General features: G+C 55.3%; 15 protein-coding genes. 9 read left to right on the forward strand and 6 right to left on the reverse strand.

The features are described from left to right. Positions 1 to 2: 2 nt before the first annotated feature. Both purN and purM read right to left on the reverse strand, forming a co-directional pair. Positions 3 to 665 (reverse strand): phosphoribosylglycinamide formyltransferase, encoded by a 663-nt coding sequence (gene purN / locus VOI14_RS14515; protein WP_323752762.1) that lies wholly within the window; start codon positions 663 to 665, stop codon positions 3 to 5. After that, positions 662 to 1,726 (reverse strand): phosphoribosylformylglycinamidine cyclo-ligase, encoded by a 1,065-nt coding sequence (gene purM, locus VOI14_RS14520; RefSeq protein ID WP_323752763.1) that lies wholly within the window; start codon positions 1,724 to 1,726, stop codon positions 662 to 664. Before purM ends, purN begins: the two co-directional genes overlap by 4 nt. 243 nt (positions 1,727 to 1,969) lie before the next feature. On the opposite strand from purM, the gene VOI14_RS14525 reads away from it, so the two are divergent. The 5 genes from VOI14_RS14525 to VOI14_RS14545 are packed head-to-tail and all read left to right on the forward strand — an operon-like array spanning position 1,970 to position 5,695. Beyond that, on the forward strand, positions 1,970 to 3,223 hold the full coding sequence (locus tag VOI14_RS14525; protein WP_323752764.1) for a DUF2066 domain-containing protein: 1,254 nt from the start codon (positions 1,970 to 1,972) through the stop codon (positions 3,221 to 3,223). An 18-nt stretch (positions 3,224 to 3,241) separates the two neighbouring features. After that, positions 3,242 to 3,802: a CDP-alcohol phosphatidyltransferase family protein gene (locus VOI14_RS14530; protein WP_323752765.1), complete on the forward strand. Its 561-nt coding sequence runs from the start codon at positions 3,242 to 3,244 to the stop codon at positions 3,800 to 3,802. After that, positions 3,781 to 4,497, forward strand: coding sequence for a DnaA regulatory inactivator Hda (gene hda / locus VOI14_RS14535; RefSeq protein WP_323752766.1), 717 nt, complete (start codon positions 3,781 to 3,783; stop codon positions 4,495 to 4,497). The genes VOI14_RS14530 and hda overlap by 22 nt, the downstream gene beginning before the upstream one ends. Positions 4,498 to 4,547: 50 nt before the next feature. After that, entirely contained in the window at positions 4,548 to 5,345 is a 798-nt protein-coding gene (locus VOI14_RS14540) for a ParA family protein (RefSeq protein WP_323752767.1), read from the forward strand. 14 nt (positions 5,346 to 5,359) lie between these two features. After that, positions 5,360 to 5,695 (forward strand): YqcC family protein, encoded by a 336-nt coding sequence (locus VOI14_RS14545; protein WP_323752768.1) that lies wholly within the window; start codon positions 5,360 to 5,362, stop codon positions 5,693 to 5,695. A 16-nt stretch (positions 5,696 to 5,711) separates the two neighbouring features. Here the strand turns inward: VOI14_RS14545 and nadC are convergent, their stop codons facing one another. Beyond that, entirely contained in the window at positions 5,712 to 6,551 is an 840-nt protein-coding gene (gene nadC / locus VOI14_RS14550; RefSeq protein WP_323752769.1) for a carboxylating nicotinate-nucleotide diphosphorylase, read from the reverse strand. A gap of 218 nt (positions 6,552 to 6,769) precedes the next feature. Here nadC and VOI14_RS14555 point away from each other — a divergent pair, with 218 nt between their 5' ends. The 4 genes from VOI14_RS14555 to VOI14_RS14570 all read left to right on the forward strand — a co-directional run bounded on the left by VOI14_RS14555 (position 6,770) and on the right by VOI14_RS14570 (position 12,794). After that, complete coding sequence (locus VOI14_RS14555) at positions 6,770 to 9,064, forward strand: DUF1631 domain-containing protein (protein WP_323752770.1); 2,295 nt, start codon at positions 6,770 to 6,772, stop codon at positions 9,062 to 9,064. Positions 9,065 to 9,227: 163 nt separating this feature from the next. Continuing rightward, positions 9,228 to 9,782, forward strand: coding sequence for a 1,6-anhydro-N-acetylmuramyl-L-alanine amidase AmpD (gene ampD, locus VOI14_RS14560; protein WP_416361435.1), 555 nt, complete (start codon positions 9,228 to 9,230; stop codon positions 9,780 to 9,782). Then, positions 9,783 to 10,670, forward strand: a complete 888-nt coding sequence (gene ampE, locus VOI14_RS14565; protein WP_323752771.1) for a regulatory signaling modulator protein AmpE — start codon at positions 9,783 to 9,785, stop codon at positions 10,668 to 10,670. Between the two features lie 99 nt (positions 10,671 to 10,769). After that, positions 10,770 to 12,794 carry a methyl-accepting chemotaxis protein gene (locus VOI14_RS14570; protein ID WP_323752772.1) on the forward strand — a complete coding sequence of 675 codons (2,025 nt, stop codon included), beginning with the start codon at positions 10,770 to 10,772 and terminating at the stop codon, positions 12,792 to 12,794. 36 nt (positions 12,795 to 12,830) lie between these two features. Here VOI14_RS14570 and VOI14_RS14575 read toward each other — a convergent pair whose 3' ends face one another. The 3 genes from VOI14_RS14575 to VOI14_RS14585 are packed head-to-tail and all read right to left on the reverse strand — an operon-like array spanning position 12,831 to position 17,157. After that, a complete protein-coding gene (locus tag VOI14_RS14575; protein WP_323752773.1) occupies positions 12,831 to 13,388 on the reverse strand; it encodes a cob(I)yrinic acid a,c-diamide adenosyltransferase in 558 nt (185 codons plus the stop codon). Between the two features lie 27 nt (positions 13,389 to 13,415). Further along, a complete protein-coding gene (locus VOI14_RS14580; RefSeq protein WP_323752774.1) occupies positions 13,416 to 14,300 on the reverse strand; it encodes a 2-dehydropantoate 2-reductase in 885 nt (294 codons plus the stop codon). Positions 14,301 to 14,304: 4 nt separating this feature from the next. Continuing rightward, on the reverse strand, positions 14,305 to 17,157 hold the full coding sequence (locus tag VOI14_RS14585; RefSeq protein ID WP_323752776.1) for a valine--tRNA ligase: 2,853 nt from the start codon (positions 17,155 to 17,157) through the stop codon (positions 14,305 to 14,307). Between the last annotated feature and the right edge of the window lie 28 nt (positions 17,158 to 17,185).

Consider the following 17,185-nt stretch of genomic DNA (forward strand, 5'->3'; position numbering starts at 1 on the left):
GTTCAGTTGTCAGCGAGGCGCATAGGTGCTGAGAGGTGTGCTCCGTCGAATTGCACGCCATCGGCCGTAAGCTGGATGCGCCCTTCGCAGAACCAGCGCAGAACGATCGGGTAGAGCAGGTGCTCCTGCTGTTGAACGCGCTCTGCCAATGATTCCGGAGTATCATCGTCATTCACCGCAATTTCGGATTGCGCGACGACGGGGCCGCCGTCGAGCTCCTCCGTCACAAAGTGTATGGATACACCGTGTACTTTGTCGCCGGCTTCCAGCGCGCGCTTATGCGTGTTCAGGCCGGTGTAGGCCGGAAGCAGGGACGGGTGAATGTTCAGCATTCGGCCCCGGAAAGCGCGCACAAAGTCTGGCGTCAAGATGCGCATGAAGCCTGCCAGAACAATGACGTCCGGGTTGTGTCGATGCAGTTCAGCCATCAGAGAGGCGTCGAACGCCTCTCTCGAATCCGATTTCGTATGATCAACCACGAAAGTCGGGATGTTCGCCTGAGCTGCACGTTCCAAAGCAAACGCTCCGGGGCGGTTGCAACCTACGGCAATGATTTCGCCAGGAAAGTCGCGGTCGCGGCTGGCTTCGATCAGCGCTTGCAGGTTGGTTCCGCTGCCTGAGGCTAGTACAACAATTTTCGGTAGCGGCGCTGGATCTGCCATCATGCTTTCAGCAGCCCTGGCGCGTAACGAACTTCTGAGGCGGAGTCACCGGCGTTTGCGTTCTCGATGACGCCCACCTGCCATACGGTTTCGCCCAGAGCATTCAGCGTGTCGATGGCCAGATCTTTTTGATCTTCAGGCACGCAGACAATCATGCCAATGCCGCAGTTGAAGGTGCGGTACATTTCTTCTGTGGCCACACCGCCGGCATCTTTCAGCCACTGGAATACTGGGGGCAGTTCCCAGCTCTCAGTGTCGATTGCGGCAACCGTGTTGTCGGGCAGTACGCGGGGAATATTTTCCGGAAGCCCGCCGCCGGTAATGTGTGACATGGCGCGAACGTCTACTTCACGGATTAGCTTGAGCAGGTTTTTCACATAAATACGGGTCGGGGCCATGAGTGCATCAGCCAGAGTGGCATCGCCCATAGGCTGGCTCAAATCGGCGCCACTCACTTCGATGATTTTGCGAATCAGCGAGTAACCGTTCGAGTGTGGGCCGGAAGAGCCCAGGGCCAGCAATGCATCGCCGGTCTGAACGCGGCTGCCATCAATAATGTTGTCGCGCTCGACTACGCCGACGCAGAAACCGGCGAGGTCGTAGTCATCGCCTTCGTACATGCCCGGCATCTCGGCGGTTTCACCACCGACCAATGCGCAGCCGGACAGCTCACAGCCTTTGCCTATGCCTTCAACAACATTGGCCGCGATGTCGACGTTGAGCTTGCCAGTGGCGTAGTAGTCCAGGAAGAACAGAGGCTCGGCTCCGCCGACAATCAAGTCGTTCACGCACATGGCGACCAGATCGATGCCGATGGTGTCGTGCTTTTCGAGTTGCATGGCGAGGCGAAGCTTGGTGCCTACGCCATCAGTGCCAGAGACCAGCACCGGCTCTTTGTAGCCGGCTGGAATGGACACCATGGCACCAAAACCACCAAGGCCGCCGAGTACTTCGGGGCGGCGGGTTTTGGCCGCGGTGTTCTTAATGCGGTTAACCAGCTCGTTGCCGGCATCAATATCAACACCCGCATCGCGGTAGGTGAGGGAGGGCTTCTGTTCGCTCATGGACAATAACCATTGGACTGTGGGTCTGGCCGCGGATTTTAACAGGTGCGCACGGGGGCTCCAACTGGTATTCGGCGATACTGTCACGAATCATTGGTTAATATACGGTTATCACGTAGAGCTGGCGTTGCTACTCAGCTGACAGGTGATGGTGTATCCTGTGCGCCAATCATGGGAACGGCAGGGTGCTACATCTACATGACGATTTCAGTCAACGGGTATTCAGCAAGAATAAAGCGAGCAATGCTCGTAGCAATCGCAATGGTATGCGCCTTGGTTATTGCGGCGCCGGCGACTGCGGTCACTATAACTGGCCTATATAATGCCGGTGTGCCCATTTCGGGCGCCAGTAGCTCGAGTGTGAAAGCCGGCTATGAGGCTGGGCTGCGTGAAGTTCTGGTTCGTGTTTCGGGTAGCCGGGATGTACTGGAGCTTGAAGGTGTCGATGAGCTCCTGGCCAATGCGGAATCGTTGGTGTTGTCCTATCAAGTCGGGCAGAGCCGGGGCCAAGGCCGCATGCAGATGAGTTTTGGTGCGGTAGGCGTGAATCGTGGGCTTGCCGCGCTGAATGCGCCGGTTTGGGGCGCGAATCGCCCTCTTACACTGGCTTGGATTGCGGTCGAGGATCGAGGTCAGCGCCAGTTGATTACCGGGGAGAACGATTCCTCTACTCAATCGGGTGGCGCGGCTGAGTGGCGCAAGCATTTTATGGCGGCTGCGTCTGAGCGCGGGTTGCCGATGGTTTTTCCTGCTGATCGATTTTCGGACGACCGTTCGCTTCTGTCCGATCTGTGGGGGCAGTTTGTCGACCGTATCGAAACAGCTTCCGAAGGGCAGCCTTATGATGTGATCACACTGATGCGGATCAGCCGCTCAGGCGGGCAGTGGCGCGCGGGCTGGGTCTTTGAAGGTATGGGAATGGATGCAAACGAGCGTTCAGCCGGTGCTGGCAATCCAGAAGAATTGGTGGCCAAAGTCGTGGACCAATGGGCTGAGCTCTATGCCAGCCGTTATGCGGTTTCCGCGGGTAATGTAGCGGATTCCCCAGTAGTCGACGTGGTTTTGGATAACGTTACGTCCTTGGCTGATTACGGCAATGTGGTGAAAGCGCTGCAGAGCATGACGCCTGTGCGCTCCGTTGGTGCTTCGCGGATTCGTGGCGAGCGCATGACGTTAGAGGTGGCCTTCACTGGTGAGTTGAATCAGTTGCAAGAATACATTGCTCTGGATCCCCGCTTTGTTGCCCAGAGCTCAGAGGAAGTGACGCTTGCTCCTGCGCCGGCAGGTGAGCAGTCGACGGCTCCTGTTGCGCAAGCGGCGGAAGCTGAGCAAGGGGCTGAAGAAAGTGCAGCCGAAGCTCCCGGCGCTGCCGGTCCTGCTTATCAGTCGTTGCCGGAAGGGGATGAACAGGACGCAGCAGACGCATTTGGGTCACTTTATGAAGTGTTGTACTACCGTTGGCAGAGAGCCCCAAGTCGTGGTGATGGCAACTCATAAACTGACGGAGACCGTAACGTGAGATCGGAGCAGTGGCGTTGGATTCCCAACGCACTGACCTTTTTGCGGATCGTACTGATCATTCCGTTCGCCGGTGCCTTACTTGACGGCGGTTACCGGTTTGCGTTGTTGATCTTTGCTGTGGCAGCGCTGACAGACGCAATTGATGGCTTTCTTGCCCGTTCATTCAGTTGGAAAAGCCGGCTTGGCGCGATTGCCGACCCTTTGGCGGATAAAGCGTTGCTTATCACTACGTACCTGATGTTGACGATTACAGGTGTGCTGCCTGTCTGGTTGTTTGTCTTGGTGCTAGGGCGTGATTTGATTATTGTGTGCGGGGGCCTTGCGTTCCATTATGGCGTAGGGCGCTTTGAAATGGAGCCAAGTTTACCGGGCAAAATGAATACCTTTATCCAAATTCTGGCAGCCTTGGTGATCATTATTCTTATGGCTGGCTTGCCGATGGAGCCTTGGATCCTCAACGCCAGTATCTGGATGGTTGCTGTTTCTGCGGTGTTTAGCGGCGGTCATTATATTCTGGTTTGGGGTGTGCGGGCATGGAGGGCAAAACGGTCGTGATACCGTCTCAGATGATCCTCGGGGTCAAACTCAGGGATGACGCTCGTTTCGATAATTTTCACGGTGACAGGAACCGTGAGGTCGCTCGTCGCCTTGAAGCTATCTGTGAGGCGCCGCAGGGGCTTCCTGTGGTCGTGATTTGCGGGGATTCCGATACCGGCAAGAGTCATTTGCTTCAAGCCGCCTGCAATAAAACAGATCAGTTTGGTCGAGCCGGCGTGTGTATCAGCATTGCCGAGTTGCTCCCGTTCGGCCCCGAAGCTCTGGACGGACTTGAGGTGCATCCGTTGCTTTGTCTCGATGATCTCGAAAAGATTGCCGGTAAAGCAGACTGGGAAGAGGCTATTTTTCATCTCTACAACCGGGTAATGGACCGCGGCGGACTCTTGGTTGTGAGTATGTCGGAAGTGCCCGGGTCGGTGCCGTTTGGCTTGCCGGATCTGGTTTCCCGATTAGCGCACGGCTTGTTGCTCCAGCTGGGCTTGTATCGGGATGAAGATCGGATGCACATACTGATGGCCAGGGCCGAGCAGCGAGGCTTGGTGGTCAGCGATGATGTGGCGAATTTCATCATGCGCCGTGCTCCGAGAAAGTTGGGCGAGTTGCTCGGCATACTGGACACTTTGGATGAAAACTCGCTGCAGGCTCAGCGGCGTTTAACCATTCCGTTCGTAAAAACGGTGATGGGGTGGTAGTGGCACAATAACAACGAATTCAAAATTATAACGACGATTGGAGAGACGACATGAGACGGGTTGTATTCAACCAAAAAGGTGGTGTGGGCAAGTCCAGTATCACCTGTAATCTTGCAGCCATCAGTGCTGCCCGGGGAAAGCGAACTCTGGTTGTTGATCTTGATCCCCAAGGTAACTCAACGCACTATCTGCTGGGTAAGGCGTCCTCTGAACTGAAGGATACCGTGGCGGACCTGCTGGAACAGACGGTTGCGTTCAGTATGTTTACCCGTCGCCCGGATGAGTTTGTGCATGCCACGCCCTTCGATAACCTGTTTGTGCTGCCATCCAGCCCCGAGCTGGATTTCCTGGAGCGGAAACTGGAAGCCAAGCACAAGATCTACAAGCTGCGTGAGTTTTTAAAGAAACTGGGCGACAGTTTTGACGAAATTTTTATTGATACCGCGCCGGCGCTTAACTTCTACACTCGATCCGCCTTGATTGCGGCGCAGCGTTGCTTGATTCCGTTTGATTGCGATGATTTCTCACGCCAGGCGTTGTACAACATTTTGCATGAGATTCGTGAGCTACAGGAAGACCATAACGAGGAGTTGGTGGTTGAAGGTATTGTGGCAAACCAGTTTCAGCCCAGAGCCAGTCTGCCCAAACAGTTGGTGCGGGAGTTGATTGAAGAAGGTTTGCCGGTACTGCCGGTACGCTTGTCGAGCTCGGTGAAAATGAAAGAATCTCATCAGGCCCGGAAACCACTGATACATATGGCGCCCAAGCATGCGCTCACTCAGCAGTTCGAAGACCTGTATCGGGTGCTGCACGGTGAAGCGGTCGAATTGGAAGCGCTGGCGGATTGATGGGGCGATTGACCATGATAAACACACAAACTCATGCAAGTAACGTGGCCGACAGTTTACTTCAGATTGAAGCGGAGCTGAGGGGCTTGGGGGCGTGGCAAGAACAGCCGCTGCCACCAGAAGCGTTTGAAAGCACGCAGCCCTTTTGTCTGGATACCATGAACTTTCCTCAGTGGCTGCAGTTTGTGTTCGTTGCGCGTATGAAACTGCTGCTTGAGGCAGGGCAGCCGCTGCCGTCAGTGTCCGGTATTGCGCCTATGGCGGAGGAATACTTTCGAGGGCGGAGTGAGAGTGGCGCCAAGCTTATTCAGGCATTGGCGCAAATGGATCGCTTGCTGTCGGGTGAGTGAGCTGTGGGCGTCTGGATCAGTCCAGACGCATGGACAGGTCAATGGCTTTCACGTCTTTGGTCAATGCGCCGATCGAAATGTAGTCGACGCCGGTTTCTGCAATGGGGGCCAGCGTCTTATCGTTGATGCCGCCTGAAGCTTCAAGTTTTGCGCGTCCTGCAACAAGCTCAACCGCCTTCTTCATATCCTCCATGGAAAACTCATCCAGCATGATGATGTCAGCGCTGGCGTCCAGAGCTTGTCGGAGCTCATCCAGCGTTTCGGTTTCGACTTCCACGGGTTTGCCCGGAGCAATGCGGTGAGCCTCGGCAATGGCTGCCGCGATGGAACCACAGGCGGCAATGTGATTTTCCTTGATTAAGAAGGCATCCCATAAGCCGATTCGATGGTTGTTGCAGTCGCCACAAGTTACCGCGTATTTTTGGGCAAATCTTAATCCGGGCAGAGTCTTCCGGGTATCAAGCAGCTGTACCTGTGTGTGGGCAACTTTGGCCGCGTAATGAGCGCACTGGGTTGCCACGCCTGAGAGCATTTGCAGCCAGTTCAAAGCGGATCTTTCTGCGGTCAGAAGCGAGCGGGCATTTCCTGACATACGGAAGATCACGTCGTTCGCCTGAAGTTGATCGCCATCTTCGTGTAACCATTCCAGCTTAACGTCAGGGTCCACTTGGCGGAAGACTTCGTTCACCCACTCTTTACCTGCCAAGCGAGCGGGTTCGCGAGTAATAACCCGGCCTTGGGTCTGCTTATCGACAGGGATCAGCATAGCGGTAATGTCGCCATCACCGATATCTTCCCGGAGGCTTTGGGCGACGGATTCAATGCGGGCCTGTCGAAGCAATTCAGGGCTGATCATGGTGGATGTCCGGAAAAGTGAATGTTGGTCGATGGAGGGGCAATTCTACTGCTCTCGAGAGGTTTATCAAAATGTAGAGCGCAAAGTCGGCGTAATGTGATGAAGTTCCGGACTAAACAAAAGGTGACAATTTCTGACAGAAGGTGACAAGCAATGCCTATATGATGTAAATACACCGTGTTTTACATTGTTTAACAGGTTTGGAGCGGAGCAAGTTCATGACGCAACACAGTAAGGTCGTTCACTTGGGTGGCCAGAAATCGGTAGGCAAGTTTTCGCTGCCGGTTGCGTTAATGCGGCTTCGGGATACCTCTGGCCAGTCCCTGAAGGCGGTCCTCGCGGGATTCTTTGATGAAGCGGATGATAGCCTGTTTGCGTTGGCTGATAGAGCCGGTTCGAATCAGGACCAAACGTCCTACTTCGACGCGATGCGGGAGTTGCGCTTGCGGCGCAAATCCATGACCGTTTCAATTCTTCAGTACATCAGTCAGGCCTTTAACGAACTCGGGCGCTTCAATCCGGCCCAGAAGGGTGAAGTGCTGGAAGAAGTGGATCGCGACTCCTTGAGTTTGATGGACCACTCGGACCTTGAGCAGCAGGTCGCCCTGGATAATCTGACTAACCGTTTGAGAAGCCGGTATTCGGAAGTGTTTGGTTTGTTAGCGGCGAGAGTTCGCCACACCGTTCCGGACGTATCTTTGACCGATGCTCAAGTCCCGTTGAGCCCCGAAGTCTTGTGCGGTGCGATTTCAGAAGCCTGTGAGGATCTGGATATTGATATTCGCGCCAAGCTGGTGGTGCTGAAACTGTTTGAGCGCATGCTGACAGAGCAACTTGGCGAATTCTATCAGGCCTGCAACCAGACGCTGATGAGCCAGGGTGTGTTGGCTGAGATGAAAACGCCACCGCGCGCAGGTGCTCCCGTGCCGCAGCGACGTGCGGTGCCATCGCCAGAGCGTGCTCGACAGGATGATGGCGCGGAGCGGGTGTTTCAATATGATCAAGCGGAAGTCACGCCTACGCTGAGTGAACTGAGTGCCTTGCTGCATCAAACGGATCATCAACAGGCGTCGTCTCAAAAGGCGGGAGCAAGGGTCATAGACACAGAGCGGCTGATCATGCAGTTGAGCGAGCTTCAAACGGCCGCCCAGAATGTGCAGAGTGAGCGAGTACTGCCATTGCGGGAGCAGTTGCAGCCGGTACTACGATCTGCCGAAGGAGAGCACGCCTCGGTCGGTCAGGTTGATGGTGATGTCATTAACCTGGTTTCAATGTTGTTTGAATTTATTTTGGAAGATCGCCAGCTGCACCCGGTTATGAAGGCGCTGATTGGGCGGCTTCAAATACCGGTGCTGAAAGTAGCTCTGAGTGATCGCAACTTTTTTAATCGCGGCGGGCACCCGGTTCGCAAGTTGCTGAACGAGCTGGCGTTGGCAGCGATAGGGTGGGCGGAAAAACGTCCGGGAGTGCGGGATCCACTGCGCGATAAAATTGAGGAAGTTGTTGAGCGCGTATTGTCCGAGTATACCCAGAATGTCCGACTGTTCGAGGAACTTGTGAAGGACTTTGGCCACTTCATGGACTTGGACCGTCGCCGCAGAGAATTGGTGGAACAGCGGCTTAGAGATGCCGAAGAGGGGCGGGCCAAGCAGGAACGGGCTCATCAGGCCGCAGCTGAACTAATTCGCCGCTATACCGAAGATCATGAGATTCCAGAGCCGGTGTCACAGATTATTAATGACCCGCTTTCCCGCTACCTTCAGTGGGTGGTTTTACGTCATGGCGAGGAAAGCCCGTTATGGGATAGTGCGAACGAGTTAACCCGCCGTTTGTTGTGGAGTGTCGATCCGCGGCCGGTTTCTGTTGAGACTCGTTCGGAACTGTTGCGGTCTATTCCGGGTGTGGTTGAAGGGCTGAGAAAAGCGTTGCAGGAAATTTCTTGGGATCCGTTTGCGACCGATGCGGTGATAAGAGATCTGGAACTCGTACACGTTGATGTCTTGCAGACCCTGGTGACTGCGCCGGTAGAGACGGCTGAACGTCAGGAAGAGACTGCCGAACTTGCGGAGGTTGAGATCGATGTGCAGGCAGATGTTGCTCCATCGTTTCCTGTGCCAAACGGGATGGACGAGGCGCCGGAAGACTCTGCCCCGCCAGAGATTGGCGATGGTGCTGGCGGCTCAGATGAAAGGGTTGCTCAGACCTCGCCTCAAGACGCACCCGAAATCGCGGCTCAGCAGTGGTTTGATGCCGCCGATCAACTGGGTGTGGGCGCATGGTTGGAGTTGCAGAAGGAGGGTGTTCGGGTTCGTTGTAAGCTGGCCGCCTTCATTAAAGCTACCGGCAAGTACATATTTGTGAACCGCAATGGCGCCAAGGTCGCTGAATATTTGCGTGACGACCTCGCGTTGGCGATGCAGGACCAGGAAATCACGTTATTGGATGACGGGCTGATCTTTGACCGTGCCCTCGAATCCATCATCGATAACCTTAGGCACAGCCGAAAGGACTAAGACCGGCGCTGTCCGCTAATTCGTGGCATCTGTAGGCACTTTGTGATTCAATCAAATGTCATGAATCACTCATTGCCCCTACGGATGAGCCTTGCCAAACACACGATCTGATCTCATCGACACACCTATCTCCACCGTTACTTTTTCCGAGCAGGTTGAAACGCTGCGGGCAACAGGGCGGTTGCCTGAGAGCCGATGGTGCCCTTCGCCAAACTTTGGTGCCCGGCCAGATGGGGCCGGTATCACGCTATTGGTGGTGCATAACATCAGCCTGCCTCCCGGGCAGTTTGGTGGCCCCTATATTGAAGACTTCTTTTGTAATCGTCTTGAACGGCATGCTCACCCCTACTTTTCTGAAATAGCCGGCATGCAAGTGTCTGCGCATGCGCTGGTGCGGCGGGATGGCTCGATAGTCCAGTTTGTTAGCTGTCTTGACCGAGCCTGGCATGCGGGTCGTTCCTGTTTTGGCGATGAAGAAGAATGTAATGATTTCGCTATTGGGATAGAGCTGGAGGGAGCCGATGACGTGCCTTACACGGAGCATCAGTATCGCACTCTGGCGCGCCTCACCCGATTGACGATGGCGGCTTGGCCTGCAATAACGCCTGACCGAATCACCGGCCATAGCGATATTGCCCCGGGCCGAAAGACCGATCCCGGCCCAGCTTTTCAGTGGCCATACTTCAAAAACCTTGTGCGTGCCTCGGAGAAAGACTGAATGGTTCTGGTGATTTTTCTGTTGGCGTACGTGATACGCCGCAAGTTGGACCGGCAAGAAGCATTCAGCAGTGATGGTTTTTGGCGGATCTGGTTTCAACGGGGCGCAACAACGGAGTCTGGACGCGAAAACTCGTTGGTAAAGGGGTATGCGTTAATCATATTGCCCGCGATTTGCCTGATGGTATTGACGGTGATTGCCGAGCAGCTCGGTTTCCGGTTGGCGCTCTATCCGCTAGAGATGGTCCTGCTTGTCTTGCTGATGGGGGTGCCAGGTTGGCAATCATCGCTGAAAGTCTACTCGGGGGCCTGGGCCCGTGGTGACATGCAGGGGGCATGGCACCACGTTAAAGACCGGCTGCCAGCCGATGAGCGGGGTGCAGCGCTGTCCCCTGAAGCGTTGCATTTGTCGATTTCCAAGACATTGATTCTATGCGTGTTTGATCGCTTCTTTTTGGTGGTGTTCTGGTATGTCATTGGTGGTATTGGGGCTGCTGTGCTGGCGCGTGGAGCCTTGGCACTGGCCGAGCATTGGCCGCAAGCCGGCGCACGACCGGCGTACCGCAAGATGGCTGACTGGATTGGTTGGCTCCCTGCAAGATTGCTGGCCTGCACGTTCGGGCTGGCAGGCGATCTGTCGGGGTGGTCTCGTAAAGTCAGGCACGTTGTGCCCGGTTTTAAGAAATCGACGTCGGAAGTGCTAATGATTTCCGCCAACGGGTCGTTAACCGGGTATGCACTTGATCCTGAACGGTTCTCAGAGCTACATCCGGAAGACTGGCCCCGTTTTGGTGGGCGCAGTCTGATCGCTATCAGAGATCTGCTTAGCCGCAGTATGCTGGTTTGGATTTGTGCCATTGCCTTGCTGGTCATCGCCGGCGTGGTTTAAGTCCAATACCACTTTGGAGCGATGAAAGTTCTTCAGGCGTGAGTGAAAATCAAAACAATAAAATTCATGGTTCGGTTTGCGAATCTGGGCGAGGGCGCTTTGAGCTACATAATTAATCCAGCGATTGCATTGATGAACCGGCTGCCGATGGTTTATAAGTTCAGCCTCATCAGCATCTTGTTTCTTGGTCCGATTCTGGTTCTGTCCTGGTTGGTCATTTCCGGGCTCAACCAATCCGTACAAACCATGAACCGCAGCATTGACGGGTTGGTCGAACTTCAGACCGCCGATCAGTTGTTGGTCGCGGCTATGGATTTTCGTGACTACAAGGCGCCAGCCATCCTTAAGGAAGACCCTGCGCTGATCGAGAAAGCCGATCGCGCCGCGAAGAAGGTCGATGAACTGCTGACAGATTTAGCTGAACCTCGCCGTTCGTTTGATTTATCCGGTTCCTGGCAAGAGCAGATTTTGGCGTTGCAACAAGATTGGCGTGCGCTCCGGAAAAGCAACAGCTATCAGGGCAGCATGGACGCGCAGTTCAAGTTTTATCAGGAATTCGTTCAGAAAGTATTGGCGGTGTTGCCTGCCACCATGGAAGTCTCCGGCTTGGGGCAAGATGCCTCACGTGAGAACCAGCTATTGCTTGGGTTGGTGCGTGATGTGTTCCCCGATGCCCGGAATGCCATCGGCAGCGCCCGTTCTTACGGCATTTTCTCACTGGTAGAAGGCCAAGTGGGGTATGCCATGAGTGAAAATCTGAATGGGATTTTCGATAGGTTAACCAACCGAAGCTCTCTGCTTTCGCCCAGTCTGGTTGTCGCAAAAGATACTTCATCGGAGCTTGCTCAGTCGCCAGCGCTTTCACCTGTAGATGGAAGTCTGCTGGTTGTTAGAAAGGCATTGGACGTGCAGGTGATTACTCCGATGCGACTGGAAACGCCGTGGCAAGAATACGACGCGGCGGTTACTGCCCAAGCCAAACATTTTGATGCGCTGACAACGAAAATTTTTGAGATTGTGGGTGCTAATCTGGAGCGCCGTTTGGCGAGTGAAACCCGTCAGCGCACGACGATTGTCGTTTCTCTGATCGCGGTGATGTTGGTTGTGGTGTACCTGTATATCGGTTTCTTCATGTCGGTCAGAGTTGCCATCAATCGTTTCAGTTCTGCAGCCAGAAACGTGGCGGCCGGTGATATGACCACTCACATCCAGCTTTCCAATCGTGATGAGTTGGGCGAGCTAACCACCGAATTCAACAACATGACGGACAAGATTGCCGAATTGATTCGGTCGGTCAGTGCTACTACGGCAGATGTAGGGCTGCAAGCCGTCAGAGTTAACGATACGGCTGTCGCGAACAGTGAAGCTGTGGCACGCCAGATGGATGAAAGCAGTCAGATTAACGAAGCCATGGGGCAAATGGTGGAAGCGGTCAACGAAGTGACCGAAAGTGCCCACAGGGTTGCTGATAGCGCGGGCAGCGCCGAGCGTGACACCGAAACGGGCCGGCAAGTTGTTGCGGGTACGGTTGAAACCATTCATAAGCTGGCCAGCGAAATAGCGAGTGCGATGGAGGTGATCAACCGGGTTAACAAAGACAGCGACAACATCAGTCAGGTCTTGGTTGAGATCAAAGCCATCGCGGAGCAGACCAATTTGCTTGCGCTTAACGCTGCCATCGAGGCGGCGCGTGCTGGAGAGTATGGCCGAGGTTTTGCGGTCGTCGCTGATGAAGTTCGCTCTTTGTCACAACGCACGCATAAGTCTACTGAAGAAATCGAAGACATGATTTCCCGTTTGCAGGGCGGTGTGAAAGAAGCGGTTTCGGCCATGACCAGCAGTCATGGTGCGACTGAATTGACGGTGCACAAGTCCACGGAAGTGACTCAGGCTCTGGATAGCATTGCTCGCGGCATTTCAGAAATCGTGGATATGAGTCACCAGATTGCTCAGGCGGCAGAAGAGCAGTCAGCGGTTGCTAAGAACGTAAATGCCAATGTTGAAAGCATCGGTGAGCTTGGCCAAACCACGGCAGAAAACGCGCAGGAGACGCTGGATTCTTCTCGCCAGATGTCAGACCTGACCGCATCACTTCAGAAGCTGGTTGAGACCTTCAAGGTCTGAGATCACCGCCGCTGAGTGCTTCTCAGAATCCGGCCTCTAGAGGCCGGATTTTTTTTGTTCCCAAAGAATTTCCCGTGCACCTTCCCGGCGGGCCAATACGCGAGACACCACGAACAACAAATCGGAAAGCCGGTTCAGATACTGGCGTGCACCGGCATTGATCTCCTCTTCCTGGCTCAGGCCAACCACGATGCGTTCGGCGCGACGACAAACTGCTCGGGCCAAATGACATTGGGCTGCTGCGGGCGATCCGCCGGGCAGAATAAAGTTTTTCAGTGGCGGCAGGTCTTCGTTGTGCTCGTCCAGCACTTGTTCCAACCAGCCGATGTGTTTCTCGTCAATCATCACGCTGCCAGGAATCGCAAACTCGCCACCAATGTCGAATAGGTGGTGTTGGATGCGCCGGAATAGCTCCACCAAAGCATCGTCAGTCGGCAGTGTCTCGACCAGAATGCCTAGGTGGCAGCTCAACTCGTCCACGGTCCCCATGGCTTCCACCCGAAATGCGTTCTTGGTAACGCGGTTGCCGTCTGCCAGACCGGTGGTGCCGTCATCGCCAGTGCGGGTATAAATTTTAGATAGGCGGTTGCCCATGTTGTTAGCGCTCCTAATGAAAGAGGGTCAGTCGAGTTGTTTTACTCGATCGGTGAGCATTTGGTTCACGGGGGTGTCGATGCCGTACTCGGCACCAAGGCGCGCCAGATAGCCGTTAATGAAGTCGATTTCGGTAGGGCGCCGGGCCAGTCTGTCTGCTCGCATGGAGGACGTATTGGCTGCGGTGTTGCGCGCTACGGTTTCAATTGCACCCCTTAGCGACGTCGGAGACCTTGGAGGTTGGCCGCTGGCCGCCAGCAGCGCGCTGATTTCGTTGCACAGAGGACCAATCCATTGTTGGTAAAACGAATGGTTCAGGATCTCGCCGTTCGGGCAGTTCAGGATGGCGGTGAAGGCATTGATGCCAGCGTTGATGACCAGTTTTTGCCAGAGTCTGGTGAGAATCTCGGGTTCAGCTTGAACGCTCAAGCCAGTTTCGGCGAGTGTGGAAACGGATTTGGAAACCAGAGTTTCCCCTGTCGGGGTTAAAGCGCCTATCCAGGTTTCACCTTTCCCGGCATGAACGGTCAGCCCGCTTTCGGGGCGGTTTGCGCCCTCCGTGGTGGTGGCCGCAAGAATAGGGCGGTTTGGCCAGGTTTCGGCAACGCGCTGTTGGCTGCCCAAGCCATTCTGAAACAAGACGATCGGCGTGGTGTCGGGCAGTCGGGATAATACCGGCTGCAGAGCATTGAGGGTGTCACCGGCTTTTGTGGTGACGACAAGTAATGACGGCGATTGGAAGTCGTATAGCCAACGGATTTGGACAGATATTTCCGGCCCTTGGAGGGGCCGGAAATGATAGGCGAGGGGGGCGACAGACTGTTCCGGGCGAGGCACGAAGGCCACCTGCCCGGTAGGCAATTTAGCAGCCCAAAGCCGGCCCATCGAGCCGGCTCCCAGAATCGCAATCATAGCCCTACATGGCCTCGATTTCGGCTCGCTGTGCACTCAACCGCTGCAGGCTGCCTTGTGCATCGCGCAGCTTGCCTTTCTCTTTTTCGATCACTTCAGCCGGAGCCTTGGCGGTGAACTTTTCATTGCTTAGCTTGCCTTCAACGCGGCTGATTTCTTTCTGCAATCGATCCAGTTCTTTGTCCAAGCGCTTGAGTTCGGCGTCTTTGTCAATCAAACCGGCCATGGGAACCAGGACTTCCATTTCACCAACCAGTTGGGTGGCACTCATTGGCGCTTTTTCTGAGCCTAGCCATTCCAGCTTCTCAAGCTTCGCCAAGGACATCAGGAACTGGCGGTTGGCATTCAGGCGTTGCTCGTCTTCGCTGTTGCCGCCTTTGAGGAATACCGGCACGGGCTTGCCCGGGGAAATGTTCATTTCACCGCGGATGTTCCGAACGGCCACAATGACACCTTTCACCCACTCGATATCGGCTTTGGCGCTGGCGTCCTGTTTGCTTTCTTCAGGCTGCGGGAACGGCTGCAGCATGATGCTGTCTCCGCTCTTGCCGGCCAATGGAGCAATACGCTGCCAGATTTCTTCGGTGATGTACGGCATCATCGGGTGTGCCAGACGCAGGATAGCTTCCAGAACACGAACCAGTGTGCGACGGGTGCCGCGTTTAGCTTCAGCGCTGCCGCCGTCGCTGCTCAGGCAGGGCTTGGCCAGTTCGAGGTACCAGTCACAGTATTCGTTCCAGATGAATTCGTACAGCGCGTAGGCCGCCAGATCAAAGCGGTACTGCTCAAGATGGCGGGTGACTTCCTGTTCGCAGTGCTGCAGTTCGCTGATGATCCAGCGATCGGCCAGAGATAGCTCTACCGGCTCGTCATTCACGCCGCAGTCTTCGCCTTCGGTGTTCATCAGCACGTAGCGCGCCGCGTTCCACAGTTTGTTACAGAAGTTACGGTAGCCTTCCAGTCGCTTCATGTCCCAGTTGATGTCACGGCCGGTGGTAGCCATTGCCGCAAGCGTGAAGCGCAGGGCGTCGGTGCCGTGGGCGGCGATGCCTTCGGGGAATTCTTTCTGGGTGCGCTTGCCGATCTTTTCAGCCAGCTTGGGCTGCATCAGGTTGCCGGTACGCTTTTCCAGTAGGTTGTCCAGAGCGATGCCGTCGATCATATCCAGCGGGTCGATGACGTTGCCCTTGGACTTGGACATCTTGTCGCCGTGCTCGTCGCGGATCAGGCCGGTCACGTAAACGGTTTTGAACGGTACCTGTGGCGTGCCGTCTTCATTCTTCATGAAGTGCATGGTCATCATGATCATCCGGGCAACCCAGAAGAAAATGATGTCAAAGCCGGTCACCAGTACATCTGTGGGGTGGAAAGTTTTCAGGCGCTCGGTGATTTCCGGCCAACCCAAGGTACCGAAGGTCCACAAAGCAGAGCTGAACCAGGTGTCCAGAACGTCGTCATCTTGCTTCAGTTCCAGATCGGCGGCCAGGTTGTGCTTCTTGCGCACTTCGTCTTCGTCGCGACCAACGTAGATGTTGCCTTCAGCGTCGTACCAGGCTGGAATCCGGTGGCCCCACCACAGTTGTCGGGAAATACACCAGTCCTGGATGTCGCGCATCCAGGAGAAGTACATGTTTTCATACTGCTTGGGCACAAACTGGATGCGGCCGTCTTCTACGGCTTCAATGGCAGGCTTGGCCAATGTTTTGGCGTCAGCAAACCATTGGTCAGTGAGCATCGGTTCGATGATCAGGCCGGAGCGGTCGCCGCGGGGTACGCTGAGTACGTGGTCTTCAACCTGTTGTACCAGACCTTCAGCTTCCATGTCCGCAACGATTTGTTTGCGGGCGACTTCGCGGGTCAGGCCGGCGTAGGCTGCCGGCATGCTGCCGTCGATGTCGGTATTTTCGGTGCCGTCGCTGTTGAAGACTTCGGCGGTTTCACGAATGTTGGCGTCTTGGGTCAGGACGTTGATCATCGGCAGGTTGTTGCGTTTGCCGACGGCGTAATCGTTAAAGTCGTGGGCCGGGGTGATCTTCACGCAGCCGGAGCCTTTTTCCGGGTCGGCGTGGTGGTCGGCCACGATCGGGATTCTGCGGTTTACCAGCGGCAACATGATGTGTTTGCCAATCAGGTGCTGGTAACGCTCGTCGTCCGGATGCACGGCTACAGCGGTGTCGCCGAGCATGGTTTCAGGACGGGTAGTGGCGACGACGACGTAGTCTTTGCCGTCTTGGGTGGTTGCGCCATCAGCCAGTGGGTAGCGCAGGTGCCAGAAGAAGCCTTTTTCTTCTTTGTTTTCCACTTCCAGGTCGGAAATGGCAGTGTGCAGTTTCGGGTCCCAGTTGACCAAGCGCTTGCCGCGGTAGACCAGGCCGTCTTCGTACAGGCGGATGAAGACTTCTTGTACAGCTTTGTAGAAGCCTTCGTCCATGGTGAAGCGTTCGTTGCTCCAGTCTACGGAGTTGCCAAGGCGGCGCATCTGGCGGGTGATGGTTCCGCCGGATTCTTCTTTCCAGTTCCAGATGCGTTTGATGAATTCGTCCCGGCCGAGGTCGTGGCGGGTTTTGCCTTCTTCTGCGGCGAGTTTCCGCTCAACCACCATTTGGGTGGCGATGCCGGCGTGGTCGGTGCCGACGGTCCAGACAGTGTTGTTGCCCTGCATGCGCTTGTAGCGAGTGAGGGTGTCCATGATGGTGTGCTGGAAAGCATGGCCCATGTGCAGGCTGCCGGTCACGTTAGGTGGCGGAATAGCGATGCTGTATGACTGGCCTTCTCCGCTGGGGCGGAAGTACCCTTTGGATTCCCAGTTTTCGTACCACTGGCGCTCGATGTTTTCTGGCTGGTAGGTTTTTTCCATGGGTTTCTGCAGTGACCGTTGGTTGATT

Origin of the sequence: Marinobacter sp., assembly GCF_034669625.1 — a bacterium.
GTDB lineage: Bacteria > Pseudomonadota > Gammaproteobacteria > Pseudomonadales > Oleiphilaceae > Marinobacter.